Annotated in this window: 11 protein-coding genes; 7 read left to right on the top strand and 4 right to left on the bottom strand. The window is 61.5% G+C overall.

Features of this window, described 5'->3' with window-relative positions:
• Positions 1–64: 64 nt before the first annotated feature.
• From folE2 to queC, 4 genes are read right to left on the bottom strand one after another with little or no spacing between them, the layout of a single operon-like run.
• Positions 65–850 carry a GTP cyclohydrolase FolE2 gene (gene folE2 / locus ASD90_RS01485; RefSeq protein ID WP_082588411.1) on the bottom strand — a complete coding sequence of 262 codons (786 nt, stop codon included), beginning with the start codon at positions 848–850 and terminating at the stop codon, positions 65–67.
• A complete protein-coding gene (gene queD / locus ASD90_RS01480; RefSeq protein ID WP_056750662.1) occupies positions 847–1,218 on the bottom strand; it encodes a 6-carboxytetrahydropterin synthase QueD in 372 nt (123 codons plus the stop codon). The genes folE2 and queD overlap by 4 nt, the downstream gene beginning before the upstream one ends.
• Complete coding sequence (gene queE / locus ASD90_RS01475; protein ID WP_056750660.1) at positions 1,215–1,850, bottom strand: 7-carboxy-7-deazaguanine synthase; 636 nt, start codon at positions 1,848–1,850, stop codon at positions 1,215–1,217. Before queE ends, queD begins: the two co-directional genes overlap by 4 nt.
• Positions 1,847–2,542, bottom strand: a complete 696-nt coding sequence (queC, locus tag ASD90_RS01470) for a 7-cyano-7-deazaguanine synthase QueC (protein ID WP_200958515.1) — start codon at positions 2,540–2,542, stop codon at positions 1,847–1,849. Before queC ends, queE begins: the two co-directional genes overlap by 4 nt.
• 971 nt (positions 2,543–3,513) lie before the next feature.
• On the opposite strand from queC, the gene dbpB (ASD90_RS01465) reads away from it, so the two are divergent.
• The 7 genes from dbpB (ASD90_RS01465) (at position 3,514) to ASD90_RS23290 (ending at position 16,346) form a co-directional block, all read left to right on the top strand.
• Entirely contained in the window at positions 3,514–4,647 is a 1,134-nt protein-coding gene (gene dbpB, locus ASD90_RS01465) for a DGQHR domain-containing protein DpdB (protein WP_056750655.1), read from the top strand.
• A complete protein-coding gene (gene dpdA / locus ASD90_RS01460) occupies positions 4,644–5,882 on the top strand; it encodes a tRNA-guanine transglycosylase DpdA (protein WP_056750653.1) in 1,239 nt (412 codons plus the stop codon). The genes dbpB (ASD90_RS01465) and dpdA overlap by 4 nt, the downstream gene beginning before the upstream one ends.
• Positions 5,875–6,981 carry a DGQHR domain-containing protein DpdB gene (gene dbpB, locus ASD90_RS01455; RefSeq protein ID WP_056750650.1) on the top strand — a complete coding sequence of 369 codons (1,107 nt, stop codon included), beginning with the start codon at positions 5,875–5,877 and terminating at the stop codon, positions 6,979–6,981. Before dpdA ends, dbpB (ASD90_RS01455) begins: the two co-directional genes overlap by 8 nt.
• A gap of 1,937 nt (positions 6,982–8,918) precedes the next feature.
• Positions 8,919–11,597, top strand: a complete 2,679-nt coding sequence (gene dpdF / locus ASD90_RS22745; protein WP_162260163.1) for a protein DpdF — start codon at positions 8,919–8,921, stop codon at positions 11,595–11,597.
• Positions 11,597–12,577, top strand: a complete 981-nt coding sequence (dpdG, locus tag ASD90_RS24590) for a protein DpdG (RefSeq protein WP_304437893.1) — start codon at positions 11,597–11,599, stop codon at positions 12,575–12,577. The genes dpdF and dpdG overlap by 1 nt, the downstream gene beginning before the upstream one ends.
• Positions 12,574–15,621, top strand: coding sequence for a protein DpdH (gene dpdH, locus ASD90_RS01440; protein ID WP_056750643.1), 3,048 nt, complete (start codon positions 12,574–12,576; stop codon positions 15,619–15,621). Before dpdG ends, dpdH begins: the two co-directional genes overlap by 4 nt.
• On the top strand, positions 15,618–16,346 hold the full coding sequence (locus ASD90_RS23290) for a hypothetical protein (protein ID WP_157622931.1): 729 nt from the start codon (positions 15,618–15,620) through the stop codon (positions 16,344–16,346). The genes dpdH and ASD90_RS23290 overlap by 4 nt, the downstream gene beginning before the upstream one ends.
• The last annotated feature ends 26 nt before the right edge of the window (positions 16,347–16,372 follow it).

The raw sequence follows: 16,372 nt of genomic DNA, 5'->3' as shown, positions 1-16,372 counted from the left end.
GACGGCCCGAAGCCTAGCGGCGCAACTGCCCAACTTCGGCGGTGCGAAGGCAAGAGGAATCGCCTCATGTGCCAGGGCACCACGAGACGGTTGTGACGGCGTCGTGACTATGGATGCTCTCCAGGTTGCGAATGCGCACCTTGTGCGCGACATCCTGGCTCCTCAAGCGGCCAGAGAGATCTCGCGCCATGTCCTCCACGAACGCCGGATGGTCGAACGCAGTCATCGTTATCGAACGCTCATCGGGGCGCTTCACGATCGGGTAGACGGGGCACGACCCCGTGCTGCGAATTAGCTCCACCAGGGCTGCAACTGGGACTGGATACGGGCTGTCGTCTCGACCATGCACATCAACGGAGACCACGCTGCGCTGATTATGAGCGCCGTAGTCACTGATTGCCTTGCTGCATGGGCACAAGCTGGTGACCTCGCTCGAGACGGTAGTCACCAGTTCAAAGGCGTCCCCTCGCAGCTTGGCCCGCAGACTCAGATCACTGGCCTGCCAGGACTTGCGACCCGACGCCGGCGACGTCACCTGAGTTGCGAAGGGGAGAACAACGCTGATGGAGGCGGCTGAAACCTCCAAACGGGCGGCTGCCTGCTTCAGGACCGTCGCGAGATCGCGAGGATCGATGACCTGTAAGTGCTCGTGCACCAACTCGACCATGCGGCTCATGTGCGTGCCTCGCCGGTCCGACGGCAGTTGGACGAGGACCTCGAACGAAGCGACGCCGGGTTGAACCGTCTCCCCGTCGGAAAACGTGCTTGGCATCCTCACGCCGTCGATACCGACTTCATCGAGCGTGATGCCGCGGGTATCCACTTGATCCTGAATATCAGGCAGGATCATCGCTCCCCCCGGTAGATGCAACCGGACGTACAGGTCTCTCGAACCTGTACCGCGCTGAGACCGTCAACGTGATCGATCAGTCGGTCCCAGATCCAGCGAGCGAGCACTTCGCTCGTCGGGTTCTCTAGGCCGCCAATCTCGTTGAGATAGTGGTGGTCCAACTGATCCTCGAGCGGCTTGAAGGCGGCCTTGATGTCGCCAAAGTCCTGCACCCACCCGGTCTGGGCGCCGACGTTCCCCGTGACGTGCACCTGAACACGATACGAATGCCCATGCAGACGCGCACACTTGTGGTCCTGTGGAACGTTCGGTAGACGGTGCGCAGACTCGAAGGTGAACTCGCGATAGATCTCGGCGGTGTGGCTCACGGGATTCCTAAGTACTTGTGCGTTTGAAGGCTGAGGTTCCAGTTGGGGTGGTCGAGGCAGAATTTGACCGCTGCACTCACGTTGGCGTCTAGATCGGGACCGTCCATCGGCTGGACCCGGTAACTCTCGAAGGCCAGCGATTCGAACTGCAAAGGGTCGGCGTTCAGCTGCGGGTACACGAACTTGAGTTCCTGCCCGCCGCTGACGACCAGGTCCGCCCCAATCTTTGGGCTGACACACAACCAATCGATGCCGGGTGGCGGCACCCGTGTGCCGTTGGTTTCGACAGCCACGTAGAAACCGCGGGCCTTAAGTGCCACGACGGCCGCCTCGTCCAACTGCAGCAAAGGCTCGCCGCCCGTGCAGACAACCATTCGGTCCTTGGTCCACCCTGACGGCCATGCAGCCTCGACTGCGTCGGCCAGATCATCAGCGCTCTTAAATCGGCCACCGCCTTCCCCGTCAGTTCCAACGAAGTCCGTGTCGCAGAACTGACAGATCGCTCGGGCCCGATCCTCTTCCCGCCCCGTCCACAGGTTGCAGAGGCTGAATCTGCAGAACACGGCTGGCCTGCCCGCGTGGGCGCCTTCGCCCTGGAGGGTGTAGAAGATCTCCTTGATTTTGTACGTCATGCCGACTCTTGATAGCTGATCGGGTCCATTGATCCCGCTTCCGCGAAGCCTCTGAGACGCAACAAGCAGGAATCGCAATGCCCGCAGGACCGACCGGCCTCATCAGGGTCGTAGCAGGAACTCGTAAGGCCGTAATCAACGCCCAGGGCCAAGCCCATTTCAACGATCTGCGCCTTGGTCTTGTCCATCAGAGGCGTGTGAATCTTCAACGTCGAGCCCTCAACCCCGGCACGCGTCGCGAGGTTGGCCATGTGTTCGAAGGCCTTGATGTACTCCGGACGACAGTCGGGGTAGCCCGAGTAGTCGAGAGCGTTCACGCCGATGAAGATGTCTGCCGCCCCGACCACCTCGGCGTACGCCAAGGCGAACGAGAGAAAGATGGTGTTTCGGGCAGGCACGTATGTGACCGGGATGTCTTCGGCCACTTCCTCTGCGGTGTCGTGCTTCGGAACATCGATGTCGGCAGTCAGAGCCGATCCGCCGAATGCCGTGAGGTCTATGTCGCAGATGGTGTGGCCCTCGACCCCTTGCGCCGCGGCCACGCGACGGGCAGCCTCGAGCTCGACAGCGTGCCGCTGGCCGTAGCGAAAGCTGAGCGCGTACGGCTCATAGCCCTGACTCTTCGCGTAGGCCAACACAGTCGTTGAGTCGAGCCCGCCACTGAGGAGAACTACGGCCTTCATCTCATCCACCAACCTTCATAACCAACACCGGGCGTACGATCTGACTCTACGATTTACTGTGGTCTACAGTAGCGTCAACACACCGACAGTTTTCAAGTCAGGGGCCGAGACGTGACCAACCAGATGACGATCGTCGTCACGTGTACTGACCGCAAGTCGCTCCCGGTGTCCGACGACCTCAGGATTCGAAACCTCAGCCCCGGCACGGTCGAGTCCCGCGCATCGGCCTGGGACGAGAGTCTAGGTCGGGCGACTGACCGGAGGACGCTCCGCGCGCTATACCAGGGCGAGGCCTGGTCTCAGGTGCTTCGTCTCGAGGGTGCCGCCCGCGCGGCGGGCTACGACCCGGTTGTTCTAGTTGCTTCCGCTGGCTTGGGCCTTCGCCCACTCGACCACAGGGCGCCTGCCTACGCAGCGACGTTTTCCACAGGCCACGATGACTCCGTCGCGTTGACCGTCGAACAGGCGCAAGGGTGGTGGCAAGCAATCAGCGCCGACTCGCCCTCAACGTTGAGCGGGCCCATGTTGTGGGTGCTGTCAAAGGACTACTCAAAGGTGATCGCTGACGACATGCTTGCCCGAACAAACGGCGATCCACTGTTAGTGTTCGGTGGCTCAGTGGATGTTCCATCCGATCGACGCGTCCCATCCAATCGGCAGCTCCGCCGGACCCTTGGGGGCACAGCGAATAGTCTGAATTTGCGGATGGCTGTGCAATGGCTGGAGCTTTCAGGCGCCTGCGGGGCCTTCTCCGCGGAGGCGCTTAAACGGTGGCATGACTGGTGCACGAAGGCGGCACGCCCTGAGTCGTATAACCGGGATCGGATTGCCGATGAAACCATCTTGGACCTAATCCGTGCTTTTCGTGAAATGGACCCCGGCATCACGAAGTCTCGGGCCTTGCGCCAGTTGCGCGACTCCAATCTTGCATGTGAACAACGCCGATTCGGAACTCTCTTTCAGCAGACGGAGGAGGTCTCATGACCGAGGGTTGGATCGAGAGACGCGCGTTGAAAGTGCTGCAGAACACTGAGGTCCCATTATTCCTCTTCACACTCGCGGCTGAAGAGATCGACCTGGTGGCCGATGTCTCTCGGATTGGTCGCGACGAGGCAGGCAAATTAATTGGCTACCAGAGACCCGAGAAGCAAAAGCACGTCAAGCAGATCCTGGACTACCTCGACTCCGGCGACGTGCTGTTCCCGAATGGGCTCATCCTGGCGCTACCGCCTGAGACACGTTTCAAGTCCAGCCGTGGCCCAGGCACCAGTGATGGCCTGGCCGTCTCTGGCACGTTAGAGATTCCGACTTCTCCGGAGGGCGAAGGCCCACGCCCGGCCTGGATCGTGGATGGGCAACAGCGCAGCCTCGCGCTTTCACGGACCAAGAATCGTCGCATGCCGGTGCCCGTTGCCGGCTTTGTGACGCAAGATCTGGACGTTCAAAGAGAGCAATTTCTGCGAGTCAATACCGTGCAACCCCTACCAGTGGGTCTGGTCACAGAACTGCTGCCTGAAATCGCACGCGTCCCGTCAGCCCGGATGGCGACCAGGCAACTCCCCTCCGCTCTCGTCGACATGCTGAACCAAGATCCTGACTCTCCCTTCTACGGCATTGTCCGGCGCGCCTCGACGTCCACGGACAACAAGCATGTGGCGGTGGTGACTGACACGGGCCTTGTCGAAGCCTTGCGCGAGTCGATCGAGTCGCCGTCGAGCCTGCTGTTCCCATACCGAAACATCGCCACCGGAACGACAGATACCGAGGGCATCCGCCGTGCACTCCTTGCCTATTGGGGCGCCGTGCGTCAAACCTTCCCGGGAGCGTGGGGATTGCCTCCCACAGAGTCGCGCCTCATGGGCGGGGTGGGCATCAGGGCGATGGGCCGACTCATGGACCGCGTGATGGCACATGTAGACGCGAACGCCGTCGATGCCCGCGAGCAAGCTTCCGCCGAACTGGCCCTTATCGCGGACAGATGCCGCTGGACGGACGGCACGTGGGAGGACTTAGGGCTCACATGGAACGACTTGCAGAACACGCCAAGACACATCAGCGCACTTTCGAACTACCTCGTACGCATCTATTTGTCAGCGCGGATGAGTAGAAAATGAGGTTCTACTTTCCCGACAGCCAGGACCTCGTCAGCCCCACGTATGACTTCCAACGTGACGAATACTCCCCACTACGGGTGAGGCAGCGCGATGACCGTTATGCCCACGAGGTGCTGGACGAGCATCCCTACCACGGACTTCTGGTGAGCAAGTCCATCGTCGATGGCTCGATCAGGGGCGCTGGCAAGTACACAGGAGCTCAGCGAGCACGCCTGTATCGCTTGGGCGTTCGTGAGTTCTTCCGACTGACGCCCGAACTCGTGACACTCGGCGACAACGGCGCGTTCAATTACGCTGACGAACTCGTTCCTCCCGTCACCGTAGATGAGACGCTCGACTTCTATGAAGGGTGCGGCTTCGACGCCGGGGTGAGCGTTGACCACATCATCTTCGGCTATGCACCCGAGGCGGACTTCAACACGGTCGATCCTGCTTGGGCCCAACGACGACTGCTGACTCTCCGACTCGCCGAAGAGTTCATCACGCGGGTCGCCGATCGGGGTACCGATTTGGAACCCGTCGGCGCCGCCCAAGGCTGGAGTCCGACGAGCTACGCGGACAGCGTAAAGCAACTCCAGGACTTCGGATATCGCCGCATTGCCCTCGGCGGCATGGTGCCCCTCAAGACTCGGCAGATCGTAGAATGTCTTGAGGCGATCGACGGAGTGCGCGCACCCGAGACGGAATTTCATCTCCTCGGCATCACGCGGGTCGAGTCGATGGGGCGCTTCGCTGAATTTGGGGTGACGAGTTTCGATAGCACCTCGGCGTTCCGGCAGGCCTTCATGGACGACCGGCTTAACTTTCACACCCGTGACGAAGCGTATGTGGCTTTGCGCGTCCCGCAGGTTGACGGCAATCCAACCCTTCGCAGAGCCGTCTTGGCTGGCAGAGTGTCCCAACGAGATGCCGTGAGCGGTGAGCGCGAATGCTTGCGGGCACTACGCGCGTATGACGGAACCGAGTCCAGTATGCGTGAGGTTCTGGCGGCGCTCGCCAGGTACGAGACGATTTGCCAGAGCAAGAAGAGCTACCTCTCCCAGTACGAAAGGACCCTGCGCGCCGCGCCCTGGGCAAAATGCTCATGCTCGATCTGTCGCGAACTCGGCATCGAGGTGGCCATCTTCCGAGGCACCGAGCGCAACAAGCGTCGCGGATTCCACAACCTGTCAGTGCTCGCACATAAGATTCAGAACCTCTCACTTCCCCATCCAACCGAGGACTCACATGGCTGACCGTTACGAACTGCGCCTTCCTGCTTTGAGGATTAGGCAGGGACAGAAGTACATCTATTCATTCGCAGTTGATGGTAAGCGCATCCACGATTTCGCCACGGTCTCGCGGGTCCACCGAGACGATGCGAACCTAAAGGGATACCAGCGGCCGGAGGTGCTCACGCACATTCGGGCCATTCGCCGGTACCTCGAGTCCGATGGTCCGCTCCTTCCCAACGCGGTCGTCTTTGCCTTTGACGACCGCGTGAAGTTTGAGGCGTTCAGCGAAAAATCTGCGGTCGACTACTCGTCGATCGGGGAGCTCGTGATCCCGATCGACGAATCAATCCCGGAAGAGGCGAGGCCCGCTTGGGTTGTCGATGGCCAACAGCGTAGTGCCGCGATTCGCGACGCGGATCTTGCGGAGTTCGCGGTCGCAGCGGTCGGATTCATCGCTGATGGCGAGGAAGAGCAGCGTTCGCAGTTCATCCTTGTGAACAACACAAAACCCTTACCCAAGGGCCTAATTCACGAACTGCTGCCTGACACCACGGGGCATCTACCCCCGGCCTATGCCAGGAAACAATTGCCGGCGCAGATCATGACACGACTCAACGCCGGTCCGCGCAACTTGAAGGGCCAGCCCTTCGCGGGTCGAATTGCTACGCCGACACAGCCAGATGGGTACATTAAGGACAATAGCGTTCTTAGGATGATTGAAAACAGCCTGTCCGATGGCGCGCTCTATCAATACCGAGACCCTGCAGACGGATCTGCGAACGTGGACAACATGGTTGCGCATCTCGTCGCTTTTTGGGACGCGGTTCAGACTACTTTCTACGAGCCGTGGCAACTCGAACCCCGCAAGTCCCGTCTTACGCACGGCGTTGGGGTTCAGTCCCTCGGCTACGTCATGGACGCCCTGACGGAAGGCTTCAACGTCGACGAACTTGATGACCTGGATCTCAAGAGCCAACTGGCGCAACTTCTTCCCTGCTGCGCTTGGACGGAGGGAACCTGGGCATTTGCTGACGACGACATCCGGCGCTGGAACGGCCTCCAGAACACCCCCAGCGACATAAGACTGCTCACTGGACACCTCTTGCGCGCGCTCCGCTAGCCGTCTCCCCGGACTGAGTCTGCTTCGGCGGACAATCGGTTCGGCACTGGCAAATCGGTCGCTCGAGAGACCGACAAACTCATCCTTAAGCAGGAGCACACTCCCGGGCGCGCGCCGTCCGACCACTACCGGAAGGCGGTTTCTCGGGCCAGCGTCTCGCGTCTGCCGTTATCCCCCGAGTCGACGCTGCCGAGGGTCAGGGTGACCTCGAACGGGGTGCAGACTGCGGCGAAGTCCTTGCAGGTGTACCAGACTCCGTGATCGGAGTTAAAGATGGAAGCACGCAGCCACCCGGCCATGAGCATGAATGAGGGTACGTCAGTGCTGCTCGGGATGGAGGACGAGTTCCGCGTCCTGAGTTCGACCGAGTTGACCCGGACATGGTGCATGTGGTTATCGAGTTGATCGACCGGAGGGCCCCGAACTGCGGGATGCCCGCCTCGAGGATCAAGGGGGTCCCCTAGTGCAGTTCAAGGGTATGCCCGTCTCGGGCCAGCGCATAGAGTTGTGGTGCCTCAAGCGACGCCTCACGTGCCGCGAAATAGTTCATGCGACAGGCACGTTCATGCAGCAATCCACCGCCGCGCCCGCACGATCGCGGATCACGACCCGGAGCGGGAGACGGGTCGGCTCGCTTGACAGTCGCGTCGGACCAGCGTGCGGTCAGGGAGGTCGCTGGGGGTACCAGGTTGGGTGGTCGACTGCGCAAGGCGCTGATCGCCCTCGCGGCCCGGTGGCTACCGGCACCGGAACCGATCCGGGGTCCTAGGAATCGGTGAAACGAGGGCCAGGTCGGTGCGCTGAGTGTCGACGAAGCCGGGTGGAAGCGGTCGGAGCCGTGAATGACAAGCTTCGTGACCGCTGACGCAGCTCGGCGGGGGTCTCTCGGGCCGACCCCAGGTCGTTCCGGGCGTGCGTCATCGAGTGGCTAGGGCTGCACATGCCGGCGTTCCGCGGGGTGTCGAGTTGGGCGTGATCGCCCTATGCCGCGCCCCACGCCGGCGAGATCCGCTCCGCGCTAACGGACGCGCGGATCGCGGTCGACAAGTGGCATCTCGTCGCCCTCGAGAACCTGTCGGTCACCCACATCCGACAGGGGATCAGTTGGCAGTTGCATGGCACGGGGGGTCGCCGCCGACCAGGTTTGGGCCCTCGCGGCGGCTGGCTTCTCAGCGGGTACGAGCACCTCTCACCCAAGCAACGGGCCCGGTTCACCGCGGCCTGCCACGGAGGACCCGACCAACGAGATGGGACGCCGCGCACGCCGTCAAGGAACGCCTCCGCATGCCGCTGTCCGAGTCTGACCCGCACCGGATCCGGGGTTGGCTGTACGGCTTCCAAGACGCCGCTGCCAGGGCCCACGCCGAGGCGACCACGCGCCAGGCCACCACCATCGACACGTGGTTGGTCGGTGGTGGTCGTCGCGCTCAGCGAGAACGTGACCAACGCCCGCGCGGAGGGCCTCAACCGAAACCAGCGCCCGCCCCGCTCAAATGCGAGAGCCTTGTCTCCGCAGTGGCGCGAGTGAGGACATGGGCTTGTGCCGGATAACACCGAGTGAGCATCTTCAACACTCGGCGGAGCGTTCCTCGGGCATGATGCGGTCCGCTCTGGGACGGGTCGAAATCGACGGGTTTGGGAGTCATGTGGTGCACGCGCTCACGGTGGACGAAGTGCGTGGCTCCCGTGGTTGGTTTGTGCTGGCGCGCTTCTGCACCGCTCATCGAACCCCAGGAAGGGGCGTAAATCTTGGACCGTCGACAAGGAGACTACGTCGCGTCGTGCAGTTCCTATGCCCGCAAAGCGCGGAACGCATGTCCGCCACCGGCCGCCAGATGGCCGTGACCGGAGCGTTTGGAGTTGTAGCTGACACCACCGTGTGTACCTGGCGCCGGATTCGGTACATTCGCTACCGAGTCGAAAGGGGAGGAAACGCAATGGACGAGACCAACGCGGGGCAGCGCACTGATCCCTCTTCGGAGTTCCTCGTTCTGCGCACATGGCTTCGAGACTGGCCCTCGCCCCTCCCACGCATGACGTTCGCGTTCGGACCCCACCGGCGACTCTTGGACGCAGTCGAGGGTAGTGATGGCCTGGCTGACCTTGCACTGGTGGGCCCGCTCGACGTGGCCACCCTCGTCAGGCATGCACTCCTTGCGCAAGAGGCGAGACATAATGCGCCCTTCACCTTGGTCGTCCCGAGCGGACCAAGATGGCCGACTCACCACCACTGGGGTGTCGTCGGGTGTCACGCGGTCGACGCCGGTCCTGGCAGACTAGAGGTCTCCGCGGGGCCATGGATGCCGGACTGGCTTGCGCACTCCGGAGGACTTCCGATCGGCAAGGAAGCGTTCGCAGCAGGCGACATGAGGCATCGGCGCCGTCCCGATCTCACAATGCCAGGCGACCCCTATCTGGAGGCGGCAAGCCTCGGCCAGTACCAGAGATATACGTCGGCCGGGCAGCGGCAAGCGCTCCGCGCGGTTCTCCTTGCGCCGCCCGGTTCGACAACGCTAATCAACCTGCCCACAGGTGAGGGCAAGTCCGCGGTCGCAACCATCCCCGCGACCCTTGAGGCCAGGCATGGCGGCCTGACACTCTTCGTCGTCCCTACCGTGAGCCTTGCCCTAGACCAAGAAGCGCGGTTGCAGGCGCTGGACGAGCCGACCTACCAACGCGCGCTCGCTTACGTCGGCGGAAAATCTGATGCAGATCGGGAGCGTATCCGGCGAGGAATCCTGGACGGCTCGCAGACACTGGTGTTACTCAACCCTGAGTCGGCCATTGCAGGCTTATCACATGCCCTGACAGTGGCGGCACAAACGGGACGATTGCGCCTGTTCGTAATCGATGAGGCGCACCTTGTCGAGCAGTGGGGTAGCGACTTCCGACCTGCCTTCCAACAGCTGAGCGGGCTCAGGAGGCACCTGCTTCGAGAGGCCGCCGCCAACGGGTACGCGCTCTTCAAAACAGTGCTACTTTCGGGCACTCTTGGCAGGTCTTCTGTAGAACTCCTCGGCCAGTTGTTTGACGAGCCAGGTCCCTTCGAAATCATTTCTTCGTCAACACTGCGTCGTGAGCCAGATTACTGGGCCTCCGCCTGTGTCGATTCCACTCAGCGCGCAGTGCGACTAGCAGAGGCTGTCGCTCACCTGCCGCGCCCTATGATCATTTACACCGCCCGCAAATCGGATGCCGCCTATTGGGTTGAACGACTGCGTGACGAGGGGTATGCGCGCGTGGGGCTCCTGACCGGAGATACCCAGGGCGAGGTCCGACAGGACGTCCTGCAGCGCTTTCAGGGTTCATACACCAGACGGGGCGTAAAACGGACCGAGTACGACATCGTTGTTGGCACGTCCGCCTTCGGGCTAGGAATCGACCAAAGTGACGTCCGGACGGTTATCCACGCGTGCATCCCGGAGACCGTAGATCGCTTCTATCAAGAGGTGGGTCGCGGGGGCCGCGACGGCAATCCCTCAGTCTCTCTGACACTGTATGAACCAGGCGATCGGGCAGTGGCTAGTAGTCTTGCCAGCACAACCCTAATCTCGGAAGAAGTCGGCTATCCCCGCTGGGAGGCTCTTTGGGCGTCGGCGGGTGGATCTGCACCCGACGGACGCGCACGAGTACGACTCGACGCCCTTAGAACTGAAACGCGGAGCGGCAGGCCTGGCCTCTTCGCCTCCTCCGATCGAAATGTTGAGTGGAACGAACGGACGATGGCCCTGATGGTGCGCGCCGGACTCATCGAGTTCGATGCCGACACCCCGCCAAACCGCCGTGCCGGAGAGAGCGAATCTGAATGGGAGACGAAGCGCGAAGACGCCTGGAGCGAGTACCTGGGGACCGCCGTAATCCGGCTAAGACATGGGTCGATCACGGCCGACGAATGGGGGAAGGCCGTCGCCCAGGTGGCGACCGAGACGCGTCGCAGGGACCGGATCAACTTGACTGGCATGCTAGAGGCTCTCACCGGGCAGTCGAAAGTGTGTGACCTGCTCCTCGACACTTACACGCTACCGCCAATGCCTGCGCGGCACGGCGAGGGTCATTTCCCGGTTAAGGCGTGCGGGGTATGTGACTACTGTGGCCACCCAGGGTCTTGGACATCGGGTACCCCGACTCCCCCAACTATTCCCTTCGTCGGCCCCGTCGCGGAGTGGCTCTCAGAGCGGGCAGGAAACGAGGGTCGACTATTCACCTTTTACGACCGGCCGAGATCACCCGCGCAACTGCAGGACTGGGTCGACCTCCTCGAGACACTCATCCCGACTCTCATGAGGCACGGTGTGCGCACCCTAATCGCATCCGGCCGACTGCTCGGGATGGGCCAATTCCAGCGTGCCCATGTCCACGTGCCAGAACGGTTCGTCTTCCTCCACGACTACCGAAATTGTGTGCGCGATGACCTCCCTCCGGTGGCGACGGCGGCCTTCCTCGGGCCTTTGGATGACGTGAATGAGTTGCCGTCATGGCTGTGGAATGCGCGACTACGGAGACCGACCGTATTCATCCTGCCCAAGGATGTGGAAGACCCCGACGCGCCGTCTCAATTAGCCGTGGTTCGACGCTTTCCTCAAATTTCGCTTTCCACTCTAGTCAGGGGCCACTAGTGACTCTCATAAATCGTCCGAATGCGCTCCCGAGCGTTGCTCTAGTTGTGTATCGGTACTTGTCGTACGCGACTGATGCAGTCACGGAATCGGACCTCGCGCGTGCAGTCGCGCCGACCGCCATCTCGCCACCCACTTCCAGTGAGGCCTCTGAAGAGGAAACGGCGGGCACACGAGCGGTTGACGAGACGGTGTCACTAATGAGGGCGTTGGGCACCATCCTCGTTGACAATGAGTCCCGATTGACGCTAGACCGGGCACTTCCCAGGGCAAGCCAGACCGACGAGGACGTCGCTGTGCTGAGGGGCCATCTGCGGTCACAGATCCTTTCGGACCGCCAAAACGGCGGTGAGAAGTTGGACCTTTGGGCGTCGGACCGGGACATGCGTGACTTCACACGCGCGGTCTCGTGGTTTCTCGTCCAGGACGTGTGGGCCCCGCCCGGACGCTTCAGCGCCGAAGACCCAACAAGAAGCGCTTTCCACGAGCAAGCGCGCCAGTTTCCCGATGTTGGCACGATGGGCAAAGCAGCAGACGGCAAGAAGGTCGCGTTGTTCAACACCGGGATCCGCTGGAATGCGTTTCAGCGATGGGCAGTGTTTCTGGGCCTGGCGACAACGGATACCACGGGTGGCCGAGAAGAGATGCTCGTGCCGGATCCGACCGTAGCCATTCGGGACGTCGTGCACTCGATGGCAAGGCCAGCGACATTGAGTGTCCGCAACTTCGTCAAGCAGCTGACCAACGAGTTGCCTGTGTTGGACGGCGGCCGTCTGCAAGAAGTGGTCACACAGAGGATGGCCCAGGGTATGAACCCAGTGTCGAGGGAACGACTTTCCCCAGCCCTGTCACACGCCCTGCAACGCCTCTCCGACGAAGGAACGCTCAGCCTTGAACCAAGAGCGGACTCCCCGGACGTTATGGCCCTCGCGAACCCAATTGGACATGGCAAAGTCGTTTCAAGGGTGGTGCTCGCATGACTGTCAGTGAGTCGTTTAGCCAGTACCTGTGCTGGAACCCCAGTGAGGTCGAGAAGACGGTCTTTGTGGACGCGGTGTCACCTTCCGATGCTGTGTTCCTTGCAACGCACCAACCCATGAGGATCATCCGGACCTCGTTTACCGGTTCGGGAGACTCAAAATACGTCACTGAGCAAGAACTTCTGCAGGAGTTCCTTCGCGAGAATGAGTCGATGATGCTCCTCCCCATCCGGGGGGAGTCGGGCGCGGGTAAGTCGCACCTGGTTCGCTGGATGGGGGCGAAGATCGGCGATGGGAACGAACGTAGGCGGGTTATCTATGTGCCCAAGTATGGCACCAACCTCCGCAAGGTCATCGAACTCATCCTTGACAAGATGGAAGGGGACGAGGTTCCAGAATTGCGCGCGGCGCTCCACGAAGCGACCACCAAACTTGACGAGAAGGCGGCTCCATCAGCGCTGCTTGCGGCCCTAGCCGATCGAATCGAATACTCGAACTGGCCCTCTCCGGCGACCTCGGACACACAGCAGACCAAGGACGAACTCCAAACCAGACTCCCCGTGCTTTTACGTGACGTGTTCTTCCGCGACTGGTTCCTGAGGAAGGACGGCCTGATAGCGCATTTCGTACACAGCGCGCTCAGTGGCACGCGTCAGGGCGACCACGAGAAACCCTTTGAGTTCACGACGGATGAACTCCCCACGCGCTTGGACGACCGGGATGCCGCCAGGGCCGCTCGTGACGTAAACTACTCACTGAAGTACCCGACCGCGGCGCGTATCGCCGTGGAGATGATGACCACGCAGCTAGGCCCTGCCATCCAGACGGTTTTCGGTCTTGAAGGAGCAGTAAGCCTGACCGATGTTATGATGGAGACACGCCGAACCCTTGCAAAGCAGGATATGGAACTCGTCCTGTTGATTGAAGATTTCACCATCCTGCAGGGCATCCAGCGTGAGTTGCTCGATGCCATCGTCGAACCCACCAAACGACCGAACGAGCCGGATCTCTGCGGGATCCGAACGACGCTGGCTGTGACAAGCGGATACTTTGATTCATTGGCTGACACAATCAAGACCCGCGCCGCGTTCGCCAGTCACGTCTACGACCTCAATGTGCCCTTCTCATCAGGTGATACCGAGGGGGAGCGGACAACTCTCGACTTCGTTGGGCGCTATCTAAACGCCACGAGAGTTGGTTCGGCCGGACTGGAGGCTGCGTGGAATAGGTCAAAGAGGATCGACGCCGACTGGATTCCTAATGCCTGCGAGGGCTGCGGCTTCAAGAAACCGTGTCATGAGAGTTTCGGACAGACGTCCGACGGATATGGGCTATACCCATTCAATGACGTTGCCGTCAAACGGACGGTCTATGCGGTGACGTCGTCTTCCTTCTTCGACCCTAGAGCGGTGCTCGGCCAAGTGATTCGTCGCACGATCGAGGCAGAGGCCGCCGACATCAAGAATGGACTTTTCCCGTCCAAGGAGTACGGCCAGTCCTTCGTTTCCGCAGCACGGCCGCAGAAGGCGTTGCCTGCCAACGTGTCGATGGCAGTCAATGACTTCCCCAGCCCGGAGCGCCGTCGGGTGCTTCTCACCCTGTGGGGCGATAGCCCGGACTCCATAGTCAACCTGCCGCCCGGAATCCACTCTGCTTTCAGCATTCCCATCATCACGGAGGTGCCGACGGAGACTCCGGAGTGGCACGAGACCGAGGCGGCATCTCAGCCGACACTGAAGCCCGACGGCTCGTCCGAGCGGTCAGCGAGGCAGATCGAACTGATCGACCAGTGGGCGACAGGAAATGGACTGCTCGATGCAGATATTGCAAGGGAACTGCGCCAATACCTTGCGGACGCATTGCGGACGCGGGTGGACTGGGACATCACGCTCATGCGCCCGGGGGCGGCCTTCGTCCGGGAGGCCATCGATCAGGCATCCTTCGAAATTGACCAAGCAGCTGGAGGCCGCAGTGCGGGGCCACGAGTGTGGAAGACGTCGATCGGCCCAAGTGAGATCAGCGGGGCTATCCTGCGAGCGATCGTTCAGCACCGGACCCTCGGCTCATGGGTGTTCCCCGGCGGCCCTGATGCGTATCGGCGGCTGTGCAACCTCCTCGACTCGTGGGCCGTGGAGGTGGTTGACCACTGCCGGCGCCTCACGGACGTCGAAACCGGCGCATCCCTCGCAACTGCCATGCAGGCCCTTGTCGTCGGTGCTGCGTTCATGGGGGTGGCCGAAGCGGCAAGCGACGATCCCCTCGACTTGCTGTCGGCAGCATTCACCCCCAAAGCGCAGGCCCACCTTCATGAAACTATCGGCCGGGACGGCGCCACGGGAACTGCTGCGCGGGCTGCCATTGAGGAGCGTCGCAACGACATCATCGAACGTGTGCTCCTGAGTTATGGTGCCCGCCAAGGGGGAGGTGCGATGGCGCATGCGATTGATGCAGTTCCCATGCTGCAGGCAATCGAAGATCTCGTGAGCCTGGGCGATAATGCAGCGCCGGCCGAAGAGGCCAGTCCGTTCGTGGCAGGCTATGCAAAGGCCTTGCTGCGACAATGGTCGGGACCTATTGCCCTCGAAGTGAGTCAAATCCGTATAGCGGTGGAGCAGATCAATAGCGCGCTCGGCGGCACCTCGGATCTATACGAGTTGGGCAATCTTCTGGCGGATGCGGCCCGCGCGGCAGGAGACGTAAAGACATTCTACCCAGGCCACGAGATGCTGAAATTCACACAGGAATGCGAAGCCTTGACGGGCGCCGGTACTCTAGATGCGGTCTATGACATCGAGGACCACCTGAAGAACCATGCCGAAGGGTCCGAGCGAGCGACACTGGTGTGGCTAGCGACGAGGCCGACGGTCCGCCTGTCACCTCTCAGGACATTCTTGATCAGAGCAGGCAACGTCTTGGGGGAAGCACACCAGCGAGGGCAACTAGCGCTCAACGCTCAAAGCGGAAGCACAGGCGTGGGAGATAGTCATAATGCAGCGCTTGAACAGTTGGTGCGAGCCATGCGCCGAGCAGGAGGAATACTGTGACTTCCCTGGTCGATGTCGCGACTGCGGTCATCAAGCAGTCAGATGCACTCCGCCAACTGAACAGTGAGAAGCACCTGCGGGACCGCGTGCTCGAAGTGTCCTCCACGATCGCCACGTTAGCCACCGAACTAGCCTCGGCCGCGTCCTTCGCCGAGCAGTGCGCGGAAGGTGGGATTACCGAGCGACCACTTGTGAGTCCGACTGCGAAGACGGCGGTGCATCAGGTGGAAGCCCTTGCGGCTGCCGCTGTGACAGACCCCTTGTCTGTCATTGGACACCATGACCTGCCAACAATCCGTGCTGATGCTACCCGCGCCACGAACGAACTCAGGGCTGGGGGGCGCGAGGCTTGGCGCGAATACTGCGACCGCCATGTACCCGTGCCCCAGACAGGACTCATTGAACTCGTCGAGCGGCGCGCGGGCGGACCCACGGCGTCGACCGAGCAACTCAAGCATCTCGATGCCAATCTCGCCGTGCTGCGCGCTATGGACCCGACCGATAGGCCGGGCTCAGTGTCTGCACTTTTGAAGACGCTTAAGGAGCGAGGAGAGCTTTGGGCTTCGTTTGATCTGGATCACGTGCCCCCCGCAGTGCGTGACTTCCTGGACCTTTGCGCCGCAGACGGCGCCCCGCTATCTCAACTGTCCTCAGAGGTTACGCATTGGCTAGATGAGGAAGGACTGCTCGATCGCTACGTCGTTGTGCCGGGTGATGACGCGTGAGCGAGGATCTCGCCACCCAACTGCTG

This window comes from Terrabacter sp. Root181, assembly GCF_001428505.1.
Taxonomy (GTDB): domain Bacteria; phylum Actinomycetota; class Actinomycetes; order Actinomycetales; family Dermatophilaceae; genus Terrabacter.
This window is presented reverse-complemented; position numbering and strand designations above follow the sequence as displayed.